The 20,003-nt window shown below is 38.0% G+C and carries 20 protein-coding genes; 11 read left to right on the forward strand and 9 right to left on the reverse strand.

Translation table 11 applies throughout. The features are described from left to right. The first annotated feature begins 46 nt into the window (after positions 1-46). The 9 genes from INQ00_RS06880 (at position 47) to yciH (ending at position 6,877) form a co-directional block, all read left to right on the forward strand. Positions 47-718 carry a thiol:disulfide interchange protein DsbA/DsbL gene (locus tag INQ00_RS06880; protein WP_232086597.1) on the forward strand — a complete coding sequence of 224 codons (672 nt, stop codon included), beginning with the start codon at positions 47-49 and terminating at the stop codon, positions 716-718. Continuing rightward, positions 718-1,407, forward strand: a complete 690-nt coding sequence (locus INQ00_RS06885; protein ID WP_197546594.1) for a 5'-methylthioadenosine/adenosylhomocysteine nucleosidase — start codon at positions 718-720, stop codon at positions 1,405-1,407. The genes INQ00_RS06880 and INQ00_RS06885 overlap by 1 nt, the downstream gene beginning before the upstream one ends. A 10-nt stretch (positions 1,408-1,417) precedes the next feature. Next, entirely contained in the window at positions 1,418-2,095 is a 678-nt protein-coding gene (cmk, locus tag INQ00_RS06890) for a (d)CMP kinase (RefSeq protein WP_197546595.1), read from the forward strand. A gap of 96 nt (positions 2,096-2,191) precedes the next feature. Beyond that, the gene (gene rpsA, locus INQ00_RS06895; protein WP_054419321.1) at positions 2,192-3,841 is read left to right on the forward strand and encodes a 30S ribosomal protein S1; all 1,650 of its coding nucleotides are present in this window, start codon (positions 2,192-2,194) and stop codon (positions 3,839-3,841) included. Positions 3,842-3,986: 145 nt separating this feature from the next. Beyond that, entirely contained in the window at positions 3,987-4,277 is a 291-nt protein-coding gene (locus INQ00_RS06900) for an integration host factor subunit beta (RefSeq protein ID WP_482012281.1), read from the forward strand. A gap of 92 nt (positions 4,278-4,369) precedes the next feature. Then, complete coding sequence (locus INQ00_RS06905; RefSeq protein WP_197546597.1) at positions 4,370-4,663, forward strand: LapA family protein; 294 nt, start codon at positions 4,370-4,372, stop codon at positions 4,661-4,663. Then, positions 4,663-5,841, forward strand: coding sequence for a lipopolysaccharide assembly protein LapB (lapB, locus tag INQ00_RS06910; protein WP_197546598.1), 1,179 nt, complete (start codon positions 4,663-4,665; stop codon positions 5,839-5,841). Before INQ00_RS06905 ends, lapB begins: the two co-directional genes overlap by 1 nt. Before the next feature lie 21 nt (positions 5,842-5,862). Beyond that, complete coding sequence (pyrF, locus tag INQ00_RS06915; RefSeq protein WP_049369027.1) at positions 5,863-6,555, forward strand: orotidine-5'-phosphate decarboxylase; 693 nt, start codon at positions 5,863-5,865, stop codon at positions 6,553-6,555. A 1-nt stretch (position 6,556) separates the two neighbouring features. Then, a complete protein-coding gene (gene yciH / locus INQ00_RS06920; RefSeq protein ID WP_049367529.1) occupies positions 6,557-6,877 on the forward strand; it encodes a stress response translation initiation inhibitor YciH in 321 nt (106 codons plus the stop codon). 47 nt (positions 6,878-6,924) lie between these two features. Here yciH and INQ00_RS06925 read toward each other — a convergent pair whose 3' ends face one another. From INQ00_RS06925 to ettA, 3 genes are read right to left on the reverse strand one after another with little or no spacing between them, the layout of a single operon-like run. Continuing rightward, positions 6,925-7,281: a SirB2 family protein gene (locus INQ00_RS06925; protein ID WP_049369029.1), complete on the reverse strand. Its 357-nt coding sequence runs from the start codon at positions 7,279-7,281 to the stop codon at positions 6,925-6,927. 47 nt (positions 7,282-7,328) lie between these two features. Then, positions 7,329-7,874: a hypothetical protein gene (locus INQ00_RS06930; protein WP_014065252.1), complete on the reverse strand. Its 546-nt coding sequence runs from the start codon at positions 7,872-7,874 to the stop codon at positions 7,329-7,331. Between the two features lie 54 nt (positions 7,875-7,928). Further along, the gene (gene ettA / locus INQ00_RS06935; RefSeq protein WP_197546599.1) at positions 7,929-9,599 is read right to left on the reverse strand and encodes an energy-dependent translational throttle protein EttA; all 1,671 of its coding nucleotides are present in this window, start codon (positions 9,597-9,599) and stop codon (positions 7,929-7,931) included. Between the two features lie 347 nt (positions 9,600-9,946). On the opposite strand from ettA, the gene zevA reads away from it, so the two are divergent. Beyond that, on the forward strand, positions 9,947-10,579 hold the full coding sequence (gene zevA / locus INQ00_RS06940; protein WP_054419329.1) for a zinc transporter binding subunit ZevA: 633 nt from the start codon (positions 9,947-9,949) through the stop codon (positions 10,577-10,579). A gap of 4 nt (positions 10,580-10,583) precedes the next feature. Beyond that, the gene (gene zevB, locus INQ00_RS06945; RefSeq protein ID WP_197546600.1) at positions 10,584-11,561 is read left to right on the forward strand and encodes a zinc transporter permease subunit ZevB; all 978 of its coding nucleotides are present in this window, start codon (positions 10,584-10,586) and stop codon (positions 11,559-11,561) included. Positions 11,562-11,602: 41 nt separating this feature from the next. On the opposite strand, the gene INQ00_RS06950 is transcribed toward zevB, so the two are convergent. The 6 genes from INQ00_RS06950 to INQ00_RS06975 form a co-directional block, all read right to left on the reverse strand. Continuing rightward, positions 11,603-12,265 carry an NAD(P)H-dependent oxidoreductase gene (locus INQ00_RS06950; protein WP_054419333.1) on the reverse strand — a complete coding sequence of 221 codons (663 nt, stop codon included), beginning with the start codon at positions 12,263-12,265 and terminating at the stop codon, positions 11,603-11,605. Positions 12,266-12,313: 48 nt separating this feature from the next. After that, positions 12,314-13,057, reverse strand: coding sequence for a YdcF family protein (locus tag INQ00_RS06955; RefSeq protein WP_197546601.1), 744 nt, complete (start codon positions 13,055-13,057; stop codon positions 12,314-12,316). Further along, positions 13,057-14,013 (reverse strand): polysaccharide pyruvyl transferase family protein, encoded by a 957-nt coding sequence (locus INQ00_RS06960; RefSeq protein ID WP_197546602.1) that lies wholly within the window; start codon positions 14,011-14,013, stop codon positions 13,057-13,059. Before INQ00_RS06960 ends, INQ00_RS06955 begins: the two co-directional genes overlap by 1 nt. After that, complete coding sequence (locus INQ00_RS06965) at positions 14,010-15,533, reverse strand: lipopolysaccharide biosynthesis protein (RefSeq protein ID WP_197546603.1); 1,524 nt, start codon at positions 15,531-15,533, stop codon at positions 14,010-14,012. The genes INQ00_RS06960 and INQ00_RS06965 overlap by 4 nt, the downstream gene beginning before the upstream one ends. A 134-nt stretch (positions 15,534-15,667) precedes the next feature. Then, a complete protein-coding gene (locus INQ00_RS06970; protein WP_197546604.1) occupies positions 15,668-17,428 on the reverse strand; it encodes an ABC transporter ATP-binding protein/permease in 1,761 nt (586 codons plus the stop codon). 65 nt (positions 17,429-17,493) lie between these two features. Then, positions 17,494-19,677 (reverse strand): TonB-dependent siderophore receptor, encoded by a 2,184-nt coding sequence (locus INQ00_RS06975; protein WP_197546605.1) that lies wholly within the window; start codon positions 19,675-19,677, stop codon positions 17,494-17,496. Positions 19,678-20,003: the final 326 nt, after the last annotated feature.

Below are 20,003 nucleotides of genomic sequence, written 5' to 3' on the forward strand. Positions count from 1 at the left end.
TATGAAAAAAGTTTGGCAGAATAAATTATTGAAAGGACCCTTTGCAATGATATTGCTGAGTGTGACAAATGTCGCATTTGGTGAAGTCAATGCAAAGGATTTTTCTGCCAAAAATTCACCGCACTTACCACCAGCGAATGTGACACAGTTTGAAGATGGTCGAGATTATTTTTCATACCAAGAACCCATTGAACAAGCCAAAAGAAACGATCGTAAAATCCCTATCCAATTTTTCTTTGATTATGACTGCCGAGTTTGTTCTTCTGCTCAAGATATTTTGCAACTTTATAGCCAAATTCGTCCGAATAAAGTCGCATTAGAAGAGCATCCAGTCGCCACAAATGAAGCTAAATTTTCAGCGACAATATTCTATACATTACAGCGTTTAAAAGTGGACGAGCTGTCAGATGTGCTGTTATTTGAAACCTCTGAAAAGGCGCGCTATACCGAATTATCCACATTAGATAAGATGCGTGAATGGGTTGTCTCACAAGGGATTAGTAAAGCTGAATTTAATAAAGTCGTCCATTCCAAAGAAGTGAAAGAGGATGTGAGTAACGCCATTTATTTGACAGAAGAATATGGTGTCTTTACTTTCCCTTATGTGGTTGTGGGCGGAAAATATGTTCTCACCGCGAGTACGCTGTATAACGATGATTATGGCGTAGCAGTATTAGATTTCTTAGTGAATAAACTCGAACAAGAAAGGAAAAAATAATGAAAATCGGGATTGTTGGTGCAATGGCACAAGAAGTGGAAATTTTATCCCAATTAATGACAGATAAAAGAGAAACAAAAGTGGCAAGCGCGGTTATTTTTGAAGGCAAAATTAATGGTAAAGAAGTCGCATTATTGCAATCTGGGATTGGTAAAGTCGCCGCGGCTATTGGCACTACCGCTTTATTACAATTGGCTAAACCGGATGTGGTTTTAAATACCGGCTCAGCAGGAGGTGTGGCAAAAGGCTTAAAGGTAGGAGATATCGTTATTTCCGATGAAACCCGCTATCACGATGCTGATGTGACGGCATTTGGCTATGAAAAAGGTCAGTTACCCGCAAATCCAGCAGCTTTCCTTTCTGATCAACAATTAGCCGATTTAGCCGATGAAATTGCACAGTCACAAGGACAAAATGTAAAACGTGGTTTAATTTGCTCGGGAGATAGCTTTATTAATAGCGAAGAAAAAATTGCTCAAATTAAAGCTGATTTCCCTAATGTGAGAGCGGTAGAAATGGAAGCAACAGCAATTGCACAAGTTTGTCATGCCTTTAACGTACCATTTGTGGTTGTTCGAGCTATTTCTGATGCAGGCGATGGCGAAGCGAGTATGTCATTTGAAGAATTTCTCCCACTTGCAGCAAAACAATCCTCTGCATTAGTGTTGGGCATGATAGATAGATTATAAGAGGTAATTTATGGGTATGATTATCACCGTTGATGGCCCAAGTGGGGCAGGAAAGGGAACACTTTGCTATGCATTAGCAGAGAAGTTAGGTTTTACCTTATTAGATAGTGGTGCCATTTATCGCGTGACGGCATTAGCTGCGTTGAAACGTCATGCAGATTTAACCGATGAAGAAGGATTAGCGGAGTTAGCCCGTCATTTAGATATTCAGTTCATTCCGAAAAATGGTGAAGTAAATGTGCTTCTTGGTGGGATGGATGTGAGTCATTTAATCCGTACGCAAGAAGTGGCGGAAGCTGCGTCAAAAGTGGCCGTTTTTCCTAAAGTGCGGTCAGCTTTACTGCAACTTCAACAGGATTTTGGTAAAAATGATGGCCTGATTGCGGATGGGCGAGATATGGGGACGGTAGTTTTCCCAAATGCACAAGTTAAACTGTTTTTAGACGCGAGTGCAGAAGAACGTGCAAAAAGACGCTATAAACAGTTGCAAAATAAGGGAATTAATGGTAACTTTGCACAGATTTTAGCCGAGATACAAGAACGTGATTTTCGCGATAGAAATCGCGAGGTTGCGCCATTGAAACCGGCTGATGATGCTTTATTGTTGGATAGTACAACATTGAGTATTGATGAAGTCATTGCTCAAGCGTTTGTTTATATTCAAGAAAAAGCGTCAATTTCGATTTAACTGTTTATTCAAGGAAGAATAGACATTTATCCTCAACCCCGCATTTTATGGATCTTAATGTGGATGTTATTAACTTAAATTAAGAAGATTATTTATATGTCAGAATCTTTTGCTCAACTCTTTGAAGAATCATTAAAAGGCCTTGAAACCCGTCAAGGTTCAATCGTTAGCGGTACTGTTGTTGCTATTCAAAAAGGCTTTGTACTTGTTGATGCAGGCTTAAAATCTGAATCTGCAATTCCTGTTGCTGAATTCCAAAACGCTCAAGGTGAACTTGAAGTTAAAGTTGGCGACACAGTAAACGTAGCTTTAGATGCAGTTGAAGATGGTTACGGCGAAACTAAACTTTCTCGTGAGAAAGCTGTTCGTCACGAATCTTGGATTGAATTAGAAAAAGCTTACGAAGAAAAAGCGACCGTTATCGGTTTAATCAACGGCAAAGTGAAAGGCGGTTTCACAGTTGAGTTAAACGGTGTTCGTGCATTCTTACCAGGCTCATTAGTTGATACACGTCCAGCACGTGAAGCTGATCACCTACTTGGTAAAGAATTAGAATTCAAAGTAATCAAATTAGATCAAAAACGTAACAACGTTGTTGTTTCTCGTCGTGCAGTGATCGAATCTGAAAACAGCCAAGAACGTGAACAAATCCTTGAGAACCTAGCTGAAGGTTCAGAAGTTAAAGGTATCGTTAAAAACTTAACTGACTACGGTGCATTCGTAGATTTAGGTGGCGTTGACGGTTTATTACACATCACTGATATGGCTTGGAAACGTGTTAAACACCCAAGCGAAATCGTGAATGTAGGCGACGAAGTAACTGTTAAAGTATTAAAATTTGACAAAGATCGTACTCGCGTATCTTTAGGCTTAAAACAATTAGGTCAAGATCCTTGGGTTGCTATTGCTGAAAATCACCCAGTAAACAGCAAATTAACTGGTAAAGTAACTAACTTAACAGACTACGGCTGTTTCGTTGAAATCTTAGATGGTGTTGAAGGTTTAGTTCACGTTTCTGAAATGGATTGGACTAACAAAAACATCCACCCATCTAAAGTTGTAAGCCTTGGCGATACAGTTGAAGTAATGGTGTTAGAAGTTGACGAAGAACGTCGTCGTATTTCTTTAGGTTTAAAACAATGCAAACCTAACCCATGGACTCAATTCGCTGAAACTCACAACAAAGGTGACAAAGTTACTGGTAAAATTAAATCAATCACTGATTTCGGTATCTTTATCGGTCTTGAAGGTGGAATCGACGGTTTAGTTCACTTATCTGACATTTCTTGGAATGTTGCAGGTGAAGAAGCAGTTCGTAACTACAAAAAAGGTGACGAAGTTTCTGCAGTAGTATTAGCAGTAGATGCAGTGAAAGAACGTATTTCTTTAGGTATCAAACAACTTGAAGATGATCCATTCAACAACTTCGTAGCGATCAACAAAAAAGGTGCTGTAATTTCTGCAACTGTTGTTGAAGCTGACGCTAAAGGTGCTAAAGTTGAATTAGCAGGTGGCGTTGAAGGTTATATCCGTGCAGCAGACTTAACAAACGAAGTTGCAGCAGGCGATGTAGTTGAAGCGAAATACACAGGTGTTGATCGTAAAGCACGTATCGTTCACTTATCTGTAAAAGCGAAAGATCAAGCTGAAGAAGCAGCTGCAGTTGCAAACGTGAATACCAAACAAGAAGATGTTGCTATTCCAAATGCAATGGCTGAAGCTTTCAAAGCAGCTAAAGGTGAATAATTAATTCACATGAATAAGGCTGGGTCATTGACTCAGCCTTATTACTACCAGCTATAATTAACAAGGATTTAGCGGTAATTTATTATGAACTAATGCATTACCTGTAAGTCTTAATAACAAGTTTAAGTATAAATTTAAAGGAGAGTTGACGATGACTAAATCTGAACTAATTGAAAATCTATCAACAAAGCACCCAACTTTATCCGCAAAAGAAGTAGAAGGTATTGTAAAGGATATTCTTGAACTTATTGCACAATCTTTAGAAGAGGGGAATCGTATTGAAGTACGTGGTTTTGGTAGCTTCTCTTTACACCATCGTCAACCGCGAGTGGGCCGTAATCCTAAAACCGGTGATTCTGTAAAATTAGATGCTAAATCTGTGCCGCACTTTAAAGCAGGTAAAGAATTAAAAGATCGCGTAAATATTTTTGCTTAAACATGCAATTGATATCAATAAAACGACACTTAGGTGTCGTTTTTTATTACAAATTTTGGCATAATGAAACTATTCTTAACAAGGAGATTGTGATGATTAAATATATTCTTGGACTCATTATTGTGCTAGCTATCGTAATCGTTGCGGTAACTATAGGGGCGAATAATGATCAAGTAATCACCTTTAACTACATTGTTGCTGAAAGCCAATTCAAACTTTCAACGCTAGTCGCGATTTTATTTGGTTTTGGATTAATTTTAGGTTGGTTAATTACTGGATTCTTCTACTTAAAATTAAAATTCAAAAATATGTCGTTAGCGCGTCAAGTTAAACGTCAAACATTACAAATTAACGAATTAACGACTACTCGCGATAAGGCAGTATAATGCTTGAATTACTCTTTCTGCTTCTGCCAATAGCCGCCGCTTATGGTTGGTATATGGGGCATCGGAGTGCCAAGAAAGATCAGGAAGATATTAGTAATAAACTCTCCCGTGATTATGTCACGGGAGTCAATTTTTTGCTTTCTAATCAAACGGATAAAGCCGTTGATTTGTTTCTTGATATGTTACAAAAACAAGAAACAGAAAATGAAATTGAAAGCGACTCACAGTTTGAAGCTGAGTTAACGCTCGGTAATCTTTTCCGTTCTCGAGGCGAAGTGGATCGTGCTTTACGCATTCATCAAGCCCTCGATCGTAGTCCCAATTATTCTTTCGAACAAAAATTATTAGCTAAACAGCAACTTGCCAAAGATTTCATGACCGTCGGTTTTTATGACCGCGCTGAAGCGCTTTACATCATTATGGTGGATGAACCAGAGTTTGCTGAAAATGCACTGCAACAGCTTTTGGTGATTTATCAAAAAACAAAAGAATGGAAAAAAGCGGTTAATATCGCAGAGAAGCTTGCCAAGATCTCACCTAAAGAAAATAATGTGGAATTAGCACAATGTTATTGTGAATATGCCTTAAGCGGTGAACTTGAAAGTGCGGTCGAAAAACGTAGTATTTTACAAAAAGCGCTGAATGTATCTCCAACCAGTGTGAGAGCATCAATGCTGCTTGCTGATTTAGAAATGGCTAATAAAAACTATCGTCAAGCTATTCATTTTTTAGAGAATATTCTTAATCAAAACCCAATTTATATTGGTGAAGTGCTGAAAACGCTCAAATATTGTTATGATGAATTAGGAGAGAGAGATAACTTTGAGTTATTTCTAATTCGAGCCAGTCAGCAGGTTAACAATACTAAAGTTGATTTAATGTTGGCAAGCGTGATTGAAGAGAAAGATGGTAAGAGTGCTGCACAATCAAAACTTTATCAGCAGTTAACAAAACATCCGAGTACATCTATTTTCCACCGTTTTATTCAATTCCAAATTGATGATGCAGAGGAAGGGCGAGGTAAAGAAAGCTTAATTTTGCTACATAAAATGGTCGGTGAGAGAATTAAGCAAGGCTTTGGTTACCGTTGCTCAAATTGCGGTTATCAGACCCATAAATTAATGTGGAATTGTCCTTCTTGCAAACAGTGGGAATCCATCAAACCAGAACATAATTAATTGACACAGTGAGGTAAAATTATGAATAGCAAAGTAATCGTTGCATTGGATTACGAAACGGAAGCACAAGCGCTATCCCTCGTGGATCAAATTGATCCAAGCTTATGCCGCTTAAAAGTGGGTAAAGAAATGTTTACCACGCTGGGAACGAATTTCGTTAAGCAATTACACGAGCGTCAATTTGATGTTTTCCTCGATCTTAAATTTCATGATATTCCTAATACTGTGGCAAGAGCTGTGCGTTCGGCGGCTGATTTAGGGGTATGGATGGTTGATGTCCATGCTAGCGGTGGTCTGAAAATGATGGAAGAGGCGAAGAAAATTCTCGAGCCTTATGGAAAAGATGCGCCTTTATTAATCGCAGTAACCGTATTGACCAGTATGGAAGATTTGGATTTATTACAAATCGGTATTAACTCTTCACCACTTGAGCATGTTTTACGTCTTGCACATTTAACCCAGCGAGCGGGATTAGATGGCGTCGTTTGTTCACCACAAGAAGTGGAGATTTTACGTAATGCTTGTGGTCCTGATTTTAAATTAGTCACACCGGGGATTCGCCCAATTGGAAGTGATTTTGGTGATCAACGTCGCGTTATGACTCCTACTGCGGCTATTCGTTCTGGTTCTGATTATTTGGTGATTGGTCGCCCAATTACGCAAGCTGACAATCCAGCAGAAGTGCTTCGTTCAATTAATTCATCACTTTCGTAATATGACAGAGAGTACTTTAGTTTATTCTACCGAAGTAGGTAGAATTAAAGAGCAAAAGCAACCAGTACAACGCCCTAAAGGTGATGGTGTGGTTCGCATACAAAAACAAACCAGTGGTCGAAAAGGCGCAGGCGTTTCAGTGATTACAGGGCTAGATTTATCAGATGATGAATTGAAAAAGTTAGCGGCTGAACTTAAAAAGCGGTGTGGTTGTGGTGGTTCAGTTAAAGACGGCAATATTGAGATTCAAGGCGAAAAACGTGATTTACTAAAACAACTTTTAGAACAAAAAGGGTTTAAAGTAAAATTAGCGGGTGGCTAAGATAAAATAAAAAATCCATCTTCAATTGAAGATGGATTTTTTTATGATTAACTTTCCATGAAGTCTGGTTGGTAAGCAAAGAAAATTGCGCCCAAGAAACTTAATACAGCAAATGCCAGAAATACATTATTTGGATTTGTAGCTTTGCGACTAAAATATTTAGCCGAGAAGAAAATATAAAGCACAAGCATGATAATTTTCATGATGAGCCAGCTTTGTAACTGATAACCGACCAAGAAAAAAATCGTTAAGCCACTCGCGATTAAAAGTGTGTCAACTAAGTGCGGTAAAATTTTTAGCAGCTTAATCGCTCGCCAATCTTTCCCACTTAATTGCATTCCCCCACGGATAATTAATAATCCTAAACTTAAAAATGCACAAACAATGTGCAAATAAACTAACATAGTCACTCCTGAATAAAAATGTGGTAGAGATACCGTATTTTTATATTTTATTTAATTTCATAAAGACTAACACCACATTCTCTATCAGAACTTATTGGCGCAACTTCATAATTTTTACCAGCCTCAGGAATAAAACTAATCATGTTACCTTTACAGCTTTTTCCTTTTATTATAGTTGTAATTTTTTCAGTAGTTGTATAGTGAGTATGCGAATGATCTAATGGAATAATTTCATTTTGAACAGTTACTTCACTATTAGCAGGGATAACAAATTCTTTGAAAAATATACCAGATAAAAATTTTGAATGAGCAGAAGGATCTTTGCTTAATTCTGTTGCTGGCATACCTATACTTTCGTTGCTTTTTGCTCCAACCATTGAACTAAATGCTTGTCCTAATCCGCCACCAATAGTAACTTTTTCCTTTTTACCATCAATATTTACAGTTAAATAAGAAGGTCTACCATTCTGCCCGTATAATCGAATACGAGCATCTTTTGAGGCGTCATAAGGCTGATTTTGATTTGATAATTCGGTCGAAACACAAGCAGTTAAGCTAAGAATAGAGGCAGAAATCAAAAATAATTTTTTCATATATTTTCCTTGAGGATATTTAAATGCGGTCAAAAGTGACCGCACTTTAATTTCTTATTTTGCAATACGCTTATATTTAATACGATGTGGTTGTGTTGCGGCTTCACCTAAGGTTTTCTTTTTCCACTCTTCGTAGTCTGAGAAGTTACCTTCGTAGAATGTTACTTTACCTTCATCACCGTAATCTAAAATATGAGTCGCAATACGGTCTAAGAACCAACGGTCATGGGAAATCACCATTGCACAACCAGGGAATTCTAAGATCGCATTTTCTAACGCACGTAAGGTTTCAACATCTAAGTCATTGGTCGGTTCGTCCAATAACAGTACGTTACCACCACGTTGTAGAAGTTTAGCCAAGTGTAAACGACCACGTTCACCACCCGATAATTCGCCCACACGTTTTTGTTGATCTACGCCTTTGAAGTTGAAGCGTCCAACATACGCACGGCTTGGAATTTCAAAGTTACCAATAGTGAGAATATCTTGTCCCTTAGACACTTCTTCCCATACGGTTTTCTTATCATCCATTGAGTCACGGAACTGATCGACAGAGGCAAGTACCACAGTTTCACCCATTGTAATTGAGCCGCTATCTGGTTGTTCTTGACCTGAAAGTATACGGAATAGGGTAGATTTACCTGCACCATTCGCTCCGATAATACCCACGATAGCCCCTTTTGGAATGCTGAATGATAAATCGTCGATTAAAGTGCGATCACCGTAAGATTTGGTGAGGTTTTGCACTTCGATCACTTTATCACCTAAACGTGGACCAGGTGGAATAAAGAGTTCGTTTGTCTCGTTACGTTTTTGATATTCGCCAGAGTTTAATTCATCAAAGCGCGCCATACGTGCTTTGCTTTTCGCTTGGCGACCTTTAGGATTTTGACGAACCCATTCTAACTCTTTCGCAATTGATTTTTGACGCGCATTTTCAGTTGCTTGTTCTTGTTCTAAACGTTTCTCTTTTTGCTCTAACCAAGAAGAGTAGTTGCCTTCCCAAGGAATACCTTCACCACGGTCAAGCTCTAAGATCCAACCCGCAACGTTATCTAAGAAGTAACGGTCGTGGGTAATCGCCACAACGGTACCTTCGTAGTCATGTAAGAAACGCTCTAACCATGCTACAGATTCTGCATCTAAGTGGTTGGTTGGTTCGTCTAATAAGAGCATGTCTGGTTTTTCGAGTAATAAGCGACAAAGTGCGACACGACGACGTTCGCCCCCTGATAAATGCTCAATTTTTGCATCCCAATCTGGTAAACGTAATGCATCTGCTGCACGTTCTAATTGGTTATCTAAATTATGCCCATCATGTGCTTGAATAATGGCTTCAAGGTTCGCTTGTTCAGCCGCTAGTTTATCGAAATCCGCATCAGGATCAGCATAAAGTGCATAGACTTCATCTAAACGAGTCAGTGCATTTTTTACTTCAGAAACCGCTTCTTCTACCGCTTCACGTACAGTTTGTTGCGGATCAAGTTTTGGTTCTTGTGGAAGATAACCAATCTTAATACCTGGTTGTGGACGAGCTTCACCTTCGAACTCTTTATCCACGCCCGCCATAATGCGTAAGAGGGTTGATTTACCCGCACCATTTAAGCCCAGAACCCCGATTTTTGCACCAGGGAAGAAGCTTAAAGAAATATCTTTCAAAATATGACGCTTCGGTGGCACCACTTTGCCGACACGGTGCATCGTATATACAAATTGCGTTGACATAATTTTCTCGATGTTATAAATAAAAGTGCGGCTATTTTACTTGATGTTTAGGGAATAAGCTATTTGAAAGGCAAAAAAAACCACCCATATAGGGTGGTAGGAAAGTAGTTTAGCTATATTTATGATTATTTTATTTAGGAACTTTATGAATATCAAGCAATCACTTGACGAGACAAATAGTACATAAATTTCAGTTATAAGGGAAATACGAATGAAGAATTTGTTGATACAAATCAAGAAAATCACAGGATTTTTTACGTTTAGATCGATTTTTATTCGATTTTGATTAGGAACTGCTTGTGATAAAATCTGTCTATTCAATTATTTAGCCCACTTTATTCTTATTTATGTTTAAAAAATTACTCCTAGGATTATCGCTGATTTCTCCTTTTTCGGTTCTTGCTCATCCTCACGCCTTTATTGATATGCAAACCAAACCGTTAGTGAAAGATAATCAATTAATTGGTTTTTCGACTCAATGGTTACTGGATGAAGCCAGCTCTTCAGCCGTATTGTATGATGTGATGCAGGCAAAAGGCGATAAAGCGGCTAAACAAAAACTCATTGATGAAGTGATGACGAATGTCGTGAATGAGCATTACTTTAGTTATGTCTTTGATAAAGAAAATCACAAAATTAAATATAAAAAACAGCCTGAAAATTATGGCATGCGTGTTAAAGGAAATGAGGTGGAGTATTATTTTGATTTTCTTTTAGCTCAGCCACAGACTTTGCAAAATAATGAATTTACGCTAATGACTTATGACAGCACCTATTATGTGGCAATGCGTTATGCTGAAATAGGTAAAAGAGCGGTTGATTTTTCAGCACTTCCTGCAAACTGCAAAGGGGAAGTGCTTGAACCTAATGTGGATGAAAAAATTAAATCCTACGCTTCATCATTGGATAAATCGCAAAAAAATGAGGATGATTCTCTTGGTGTATTGTTTGCGCAGAAAGTAAAAATTAAATGTGAATAAAAAAATGAAGTTAAAATTGACCGCACTCTTTATCGGCTTATTAGCGATTATTTTCGCCTTGCTACCTTGGCTTTTTGTGCAAGTAGCCGATTGGCAAAAAGCCTTTAATCAGCTGATTTCTGAAAATCTACGCCAAATTCAAGCACATTCATCTACAGCAGGATTGTGGTTGATTTTTGCCGCCTTTTCTTATGGTGTATTACATGCATTAGGACCTGGGCATGGGAAATTTATTATCGCTGGTTATCTTTCTACTCACGAAAGCCAGCTTAAAACCAGCGTACGCTTAAGTTTGCTTTCCTCTCTCATGCAAGGTTTTGTCGCAGTTGCGGCAACCTCCATTGTGGTAGTGATACTTAATCTTTCTTCTAAATATTTTAAACTTAGTCAGTTATGGCTGGAGCGTAGCGCACTCATTTTATTATTGTTGTTAGGACTTTATTGGATTGCTCAAGGTTTGAAAGGTTTAAAGAAAAAACAATCTTTTCGTATCACATCTATTCAATCATTACCGAAACAGATTGGAGCAGCTTCGCCATTTCGATATGAACAAGGAAAAGCAAGCCAAGCGCAATGTAGTTGTGGGCATCAACATCTACCCAATGATCAACAGCTTAAGCAATCGAGTGATTTAAAATCTCAACTCTTAGTGATTTTAACTATTGGTATGCGACCGTGTAGTGGCGCAATTTTTGTGCTTTTTCTCGCCTATATGCTGGATCTTTATTGGTGGGGAATTTTAGCTACTTTTGCCATGTCTTTGGGGACAGGATTAATGCTTTCGCTTTTTGCAGCGTTAGTACGCTATGCGAGAAATGTCGCGACTCGCTTAGGCCATTGGTATGGTTTAGCGGGTTCTAATCAAAAAGGCGAAGCCATGATCAAATGTATTGCGGGTGCAATGATGATCTTTTTTGCACTAAGCTTGTTATATGGCACGATGGGGGCTGTAACAGGTGGCGCAGCCTTATTTGGTGGATAAAGAAAAGGGCAGCGTTTGCTGCCCATTTATTTGAAAATGGATTATTCAACCCAAGTGACGATTTCTTCAATTGGTCGACGAGATTTTTTGGTAATGTCTCTCGCACGATAACCAAATGTTGCTGCCACGGATACGCCCCATTCACTTGGATCAAAGAGACCTTCAGCGGCTAAAACTTCATTCATTTTATCGTAGTTAAAGCCTTCAATAGGGCAAGAATCTACGCCAATAGCGGCAGCACCAGTTAGCATATTCGCTAATGCAATGTAGGTTTGTTTGCTTGTCCAGTCAAATAATGCACGCTCGCTTTCTGCAGTTTTCATTTCAACTTCTTGTAAGCCTTTATATTTTTCCAAGGCTTTTTCTAATTGCTCGCCTTGTAAACCTCTACGCACCGCAACATCACGGAAGAAAGGCGTATCATATCGAGCATTTTTCTTAGCAAGAATGATCACTAAATGACTGCAATCATCTAATTGATATTGCATGCCCCAGCTAAAAGGTTTGAGTTTATCGCGTAATGCTTTATTTTGAATAACTAAGAACTTCCACGGCTCAGAACCGACTGAGCTTGGTGATAAACGAGCAAATTCTAAAATTGCCGCAAAATCTTCTTGGCTAATTTTTTTATTCGGATCGTAATAACGTGTGGAACAGCGATTTTCGAATACTTGAAGCATTTGTTCGCGTGTAATTTGACTCATGTTTTCTTCCTCTTAACATTATCTAATTTGTAATCTTTTGACCGCACTTTAGCGCTCTTTCCAATATCCAATCCACTCTTTGAGTAATTGCATATTTTTAGTAATTGCGCCACCTTGCGGAATAAAATGCATCATATTGAGTCCGTAACTGTCGGGCGTAATGCCTTCACCTACACTTGCAGGTAACACATCAAAGCCTTGTTGTTGGAATAATAATTTTGCACGTTGCATATGCCATTCATTGGTGACTAAAATAATTTTATGAATACCTTCTTTTTCCAATATCTGTTTGGTGAAAAGCGCATTTTCTTTAGTAGTAAGTGCTTTAGGTTCAATCCATTTTGTTGGCACATTAAAGAAGTTTTGAAGTTCTTCTGCGGCGATTTTTGCCTCAATAGCGCCTGTTGGACTTGCCCCTGTAATTAATAATGGCAAGTTCGTTTCTTTTTGTAAGAAAGCAGCATAACGTAAGCGTTCAAGTTGAATACCCGTTGAGGCTAATGGCGCATAAAGCTCTTTGCTATCACGTAAACCACCACCCAGTAAAACGATCGCTTGAGCTTGTTGATAATCTTGCAGTGTTAAATGATCTTCAGTAATGAGACTGTCTTTAAGTACTTGTGCAGTGTAAGGAATACTTAAAAGATAGAGTAGTGAGAAACCAAGTGCGGTCGAAATTCGGCTTAATTTTTTAAAATTGAATTTAGCTAGAATAAGTGAAAGTCCCCATAAAATTAAAATATTAAATGGGGGGAGAATCATAGCGGTAATGAGTTTTTTCAATTCAAACATTATTTATCCAATTCAACGAAATCTAGCTCTTTTGTCCATAATTTTGCATAGCTACTATTTTTGCCATAAGAGTTATCGCAAACACGATTTGGAATTTCTAACAAGCAAGAGAAAATATGACCATGTAAGCGAGTTGTGGTCACTTTGTCGTTCGATAAGAATACTTGCGCAACACGTTTTACAATGCGCTGAGTATAGGCATACCAGAATTGATGGCAGAGATCTTTTAGCCAACTTAAACCAAATTTATTGGCCATTTTACTCATTCGCCAACTTAATGCTAAAACCACATCATCTTCGGTTGAAAGAATGTCTTCCCAGTCTTTTACATTGCTGTTGGCGGGCAGTTGCGCTAGGATATTTTTCTCTACATCACTTGCTTCAATATCTTTACGCAAGAAATAAAGTTGTTCACCCGTTGTGCCTTGCTTAGTTTCCATCGTGCCATAAAGCTGATGCGCCATATCCGGTGATAAATAAACATGATCAGAAAATTGTGCAAATAAATTCGCTGTTCTTTCGTCACGAGCCAGTAAATGGCAATCACCGTGGTTACGGAAAAGTGCGGCTGATTTTTGTAGATTTTCTTCGTGCTTAAAATAAGCGGTTTGTGGCAACACAATAATGCGATTATTCGGAAAATGCGTCACCATTTCTTCACGGATTTTTTGATGCTGCGGATAAAGATCACCAAAGTTACCGCCACCATGTAAAAGGATGGTGGTGTTTGGTGTAATTTTTGCTTTGACTTCTTCAAGATCTAAATCGTATTCACAGCGTTTTAAGGTCACATTAATGTGGTGATCTTTAAAAAATTGTTCGGTTCCGTGATAAATCAGTAAATCGCCCACGTTCAAATGAAGCGGGTAGTCAAAATAAAATACGTCGTTTTTATCTTTGATCAGTTCGACAATAGGATTCAGTTTGTTTTTTAAATCAATAAGGAGTTGATTCATTTTTTTACTCTTTTCTTTAAATAGCTAAACAAGAAATTTTTTTCTGCTGTGTTTAATCCGAAGATTAAAATGACACAGATTAATACCATTTCTAAGATGAAAGATTGTCCAATAAATTCCAATAAAGAATAACTGCGAGTAGTATCGGATATATAGATGATACCTAATAGCAGGCCAAATACTACGCCAACATTCATTAAATATGAGACAAATTCTTTGTGGTTAAATTTAATTTTTTTATTAATAAAATATAATCGATAGATTTGTGAGATGACCATCGTACTAAATTTACCCACAAAGGCAAATACTGGATTGTAACCTAGTGTGAACAAATAATAAGCTAATGGCACCGTACAAAGATCGATTAATGCTACGATGATATTGTATTGTTTTACGGTAGATGTGCCAATCGCTAATGCACTCATCCAAAATGCCCCTGCCATCGCACTGATCAATAAGCAAGCAATAATAGCTTGTACAAGTTGTTCAGTATATTGCGGAAGATGATCGCCTAGCCAGAATGTCAGTAAGGTATGGGTGAAATACAATACAGGCGCAGAGAGAATCGCCATTAAATAAAGTGAATATTTTGAAATACCAAGAATTAATTGGCGATTGCGATCATAATCTTTTGCCGCATAAGATTGGACTAACTGCGGATTAGCCGCCATTTGGAAATTATTTACAAAGCTGTAAACGGCACCTTCTACTTGTGTTGCAATCGCAACAGCGGCATTGACTGCCACACCAAAGAATAAGTTAGACACCATATTCAAGCCTTGGGTCGAACCTACATAAGCAACTTGTCCCATGAGCATCCAACCGGAAAAACTCACCATTTCTTTGGTTTTGCTTAAATCTTTATATAAGCGGAAACGCGCAGCCTCTTTGAAATAATATTTAGTGAATAACACATAAAGAGAGAGCACGATTAAACTGACTGAAAGCAATAAGCAGCCATAAGTAATCAACTTATCGTAATGTGTGATGTGGCTTAAGATAAAGACAGAAGTTAGCTTTAAAATGGTTTCACCTAATCCCAACCAAGCATAGAATCCCATTTTCTCATGTGCAACAATCATGGCATTAAATGGCACCTTGATGATTTCAACAAGGGCAATAATTAATGCTAATTGGTAAACGATATTTGCGGCTTGCAAGCGTTCAGCGGGGATCACCAATTTGTGATTTAAAAACCATAAACCTACGGTTTCAGCTAACACGAATACGATAAAAATAATGAGTAGGTGATTTAAGATACTAATATTAAAGACTTTATTGACACGTTGAATGTCATTCGAGGCTTTTTCTACGTTAATAAAACGCTGAGTAGTGGCGGTCATTGTGCCATTAAAAAAGGAAAATAAGACCACGACCCCCATCACAATGTTATAGATACCAAAATCTTCTACTCCCAAAACCTGTAATACCACACGAGAGATATACAGCATGGCTCCCATGTTGAAAAGCATTCGGATGTAGAGAAATAGCGTATTTTTTGCAATGGTTTTATTTGACATTGTGAAAATGGAATTAGAAAAATTGGGGGAATTATAGGGGGGATTGGGGTGTGTAGCAAGCATTGTGCAAGTTCTAAGCAATTGTACGGGCGTAGTAAAAAGAAAAGGCTAAATATAATTTAGCCTTTTGTTATTTAGACGATGCAGACTGCCAAATCCAATTGTTTGTTATGGAATTGATGTAATGTACCACGATGGCCGACACTTAGAATGATCATATTGGGTAACCGCTCTTTAATTGTTTTATAAAGGAGGTATTCTGTTGGCTCATCAAGTGCTGATGTGGTTTCATCTAAAAAGACCACTTCAGGCTTCGTCAGTAAAATCCGAATAAATGCCACACGCTGTAATTCACCTGGTGACAAAATTGATTGCCAATCGTTATCTATATCAAGACTATGAAGGTATTTATCCAAACAGCAATCCGCGAGTGTTTTTTCCAATTCAGGATGATAAGGATCAATATCTGGATAGCAAATCGCTTCACGTAACGTGCCTTGTGGCATATAAGGACATTGTGGTAAGAATAAACTGGTCACACAAGGATGTTCTACCAGACCCACTGTCTCAAAAGGATAAATTCCCGCCATTGCTTTTAATAGCGATGTTTTCCCTGTGCCAGATGGACCTTGAATTAATAAAGCATCACCATTTTTTAATTCAATATTTAAGTTATTAAGCAACAATCTGCCTTGCTCATCTTTAATACCAAAATTTGATAATGCAACACGGTTAGAACATTTCATGGGTTGATGAATTTCTAAATGATCTAATTCATCCAACTTAGTCATAAAACCATAAAGACGATTTAAACGCGCTTGGTAGAGCGTAAATTCTTCATAGAACAAACGGAAGAAGGAAAGTGCGGTCATTAATCGGTTAAATGCTTGCACAGTTTGGTGCATATCGCCCAATTTGATTTGTCCGGTGAAAAAACGAGGCGCTTGCAGCATTAACGGTAAGAGTTTTGCAACGCGCGTGACACTTCCATTAAAGCCGTCTAATCCCAACATTCTCAACACAATTGCCCAACGGTTATGAATAATTTCGGCAAATTTGTTTTTCAGTAAATGCTGTTCTTGTTGTTCACCTTGATAGAATGCAATACTTTCCGCATTATCTCGCACTCGAATTAAAGAATAACGGTAGTCACCATTGAGTTTTTCTTTATTAAAATTCAGCTTGATTAAAGGGTGACCAATCCAAACGGACATTAACGTTGCGAGGATAATAAAGGCATAAATAAAGAAAACAACACCTTTTTCGATATTCAAGCCGAAAAGACTCAACACACCAGAAAGTGACCAAAGAATGATGGTAAATTCAATGGTAGTCAGAATCGAATTAATCATTCCCCGCACAATTTTAACGGTACTACTGATAAATTCACGTGCATCTTGTTCAATACGTTGATCAATATTATCGGGCAGATCTTTTTCGTATTTGAGGCGATAGTATTTTTTATTTTCTAACCATCGTTTAACAAGGACTTTATTCAAGCTTTCCAACCAACGGATTTCAAATACTTGTTGCAAGAAATAATCGGCGATGGAGTGGATAACTTGTACCAATACTAAGAGGGCATTCAGTTTTGCAAAGAACCAAAACTTATCCGTATCTAATTCCTGCATTGAGCTATAAAGCCCGTTATAGAAAAAAGAGTTGAGTACGCTGAAACGCACTTCTAACAAAATCATGGTAAACAACACCAGTAGCATAACGATGATTTTGATGCTGTTACGGCGATTAATCGAAGGGGATGCAATATGCCAAAACTTCTGACCGAATGTGGTTTGTTTGAGTACCAGTGTCGTCACGCTAAAGCACACAATCACCCAGAAAAGTGCGGTCAAAATCCAGCTTAAACTTGAGTTAAGTTCAGTTTGCCAATTCATTGATTATCCATAAAGTAAAAAACGAAAAAAGGGCGAAATGATTCGCCCTCGTATTGTGCGCTCAATTAAAACTCAACTTTCGTGTTGAAGATAAATTCACGTCCATAACCTAATGCAACAGGGATTAACGTGTTTGTTGCGTTACCAGAGGTGGATGGATAGTAAGTTTTATCTGCTAAGTTTTTACCGTTAAGTTGGAAAGACACTTTCTTGCCAGAGATTTTGGTATCGTAAGCAATAAAGGCATCATATACCATGGCATGAGGTAATTTGTATGCTTTTGTGTAATCACTGTTATAAGCATGCCAAGAACCTAAATAACGAGCACCACCACCAACACGGATGTTACCAAAATCAAATTCACCTACGTTATAAGCTAAGAATAGAGAAGCTTGATGTTTTGGTACACCAGAAAGTTGTTGATTTACCGCATCAGGATAAAGTTCATTTTCAAGTGATTTTACCTTGGTGTAGGTATAGTTAGCCGCTACGCTTAGACTATCCGTAATTTGACCATTAAGATCGAATTCCACACCACGAGAACGTTGTTTGCCGACGATATTCAATTGCGCATTTGAACCAGAACCAACAGCCTCAGCTACATTACGTTTGCTGATATTGAATAATGCTAGTGTTGCATTGAAACCTGAGTTTTCGTATTTTGCACCAATTTCAAAAGATTTACCTTGTTCTGGTTTTAAATCGCCGCTAACAGGTGTTGCCACACTCATTTGTGGACGGAAAGACTCAGAGTAGTTTGCAAAGGTCGCAATATGTGGCGTAAATTTATATACGGCACCTAATTGATACAATAATTTACCATCGTGCTGATTGGTATTTCCGGTTTTTGTTAGATTTTGACCTTTTTTACAGTTTGCTGCATTTAAGCAATGACGTCCTGCAAATTGATCAAAGTACTCATAACGTAAACCACCCGTCATGATAAAGTTATCTGTTAAGTAGGCGGTATCTTGAATATAAACACCAACAGTTTTGAGATAGTTATATTGGTAGGCGTTGCCGTTACCATTTTTATGTTCCGCAACAGGGCTAGTATAGTTTGGATTATCAATATTGATATCAGAATTTGTAATACCTTTGTTATAAATCGGTCCAAGATCACGAATATTACGCATTGCATCAATACCCGCTACAAAGCGGTTAGCGATATTACCAATACCAAATTCACCAACGATATTTAATGTACCGCTATGAACGCGTTGATCGCCTTGTTGCTGTTCAATTGCACGGCGGGCTGTACGTGTTTTAACGTTAACATTTGTAATACGAGCTTGATCGTAGAAATATTTGTAACGAGCGTAGCTATAACCCGCATTTAATTTCCAACCATCACTTAATTTGTGCTCAATTTTGAAATCAATGTTATCGGTTTTTGCGGTTGTTTCATTATTTGGTTCATCTAAACGACGCGATACTGGAATATCCGGTAATGCATTAGTTGCAGTTAAAAGATTAGTACCACGATCAAATGGCTCAAGAATATCTTTGTGTTCATAAGAAAGAAGCACTTTAGTTTTATCATTTTCCCAAGAAAGAGAGGGTGCGTAAGTCGTGTTTTTCACTTTGCCAAAATTACGCCAGTAGTCTTTTTCTTGTTTATCATAGATAAAGCGGTAAGCGAAACCATTTCCTAAACCGCCGGTGAAGTCCAATTGTGTTCCCCATAGGCTATGATTACCTAAGGTCCCACCAATGACATAACGAGGTGTTTGTTGTGGTTTTTTAGTAATGATATTGACCACGCCACCTGGATCTTGAATACCATAAAGCACAGATGCAGGCCCTTTTAAAACTTCAACGGTTTCAGTTGTCGCGCTAAAGTTTTTAGCTGGGCCAGCTTGTAAACCGTTACGCATAATCGAGTTGTCACGGTTTCCACCAAAACCACGTTTCTGAATAGAGTCAAACATACCACCTAATGTATTCGCTTGACTTACACCACTGACATTATAAAGCGCATCAATGAGTGATTCAGGTTTGCGATCTTCCAATAGTTTGGTTGAAAGAATATTTACTGTGTTTGGTGTGTCGAATACAGGTACTTCAGCTTTCGATACAACGGATGTCCCGGTTGTTTGATAACCATTTTGTTTAATCCCCGTATCTTGAACATTGATTTGCTCAAGCACTTCGGTGTTTGTATTTGCGGCTTGTTCAGTTTCTGCAAAAGTAGAAGCGGAGAAACTCGCCAAAAGTGCGGTTGAAATAAGGCTTAATTTAAATTTCATAATTGTTTTCCGATATATAACCCGATAGATAATAAAAGAGCCGCAAGTATAGCGAAAACGTTTACGTTAATCAATACAAATTATTTTCATTTGTATGTATGCTTTATTCAGAAAAAATTTATTCAAATTAAACAGGGGATAAAAAGAAAAATCCCAAGCTAAAAAGCTTGGGATTGTAATATGGTGCGACTAGCTGGCAGTTAAATTTTGTTATAAATCAGTTGGATAATATGATTCTGGCGTAATTTTGGCGTAGTCATTGTAAACAGTAAACAATAAAAGTGACTTCTTTTGTTTGTGATGTGGCTAATGGCGCATCTAAAAAA

The sequence above is a fragment of the Haemophilus parainfluenzae genome, assembly GCF_014931275.1.
Taxonomy (GTDB): domain Bacteria; phylum Pseudomonadota; class Gammaproteobacteria; order Enterobacterales; family Pasteurellaceae; genus Haemophilus_D.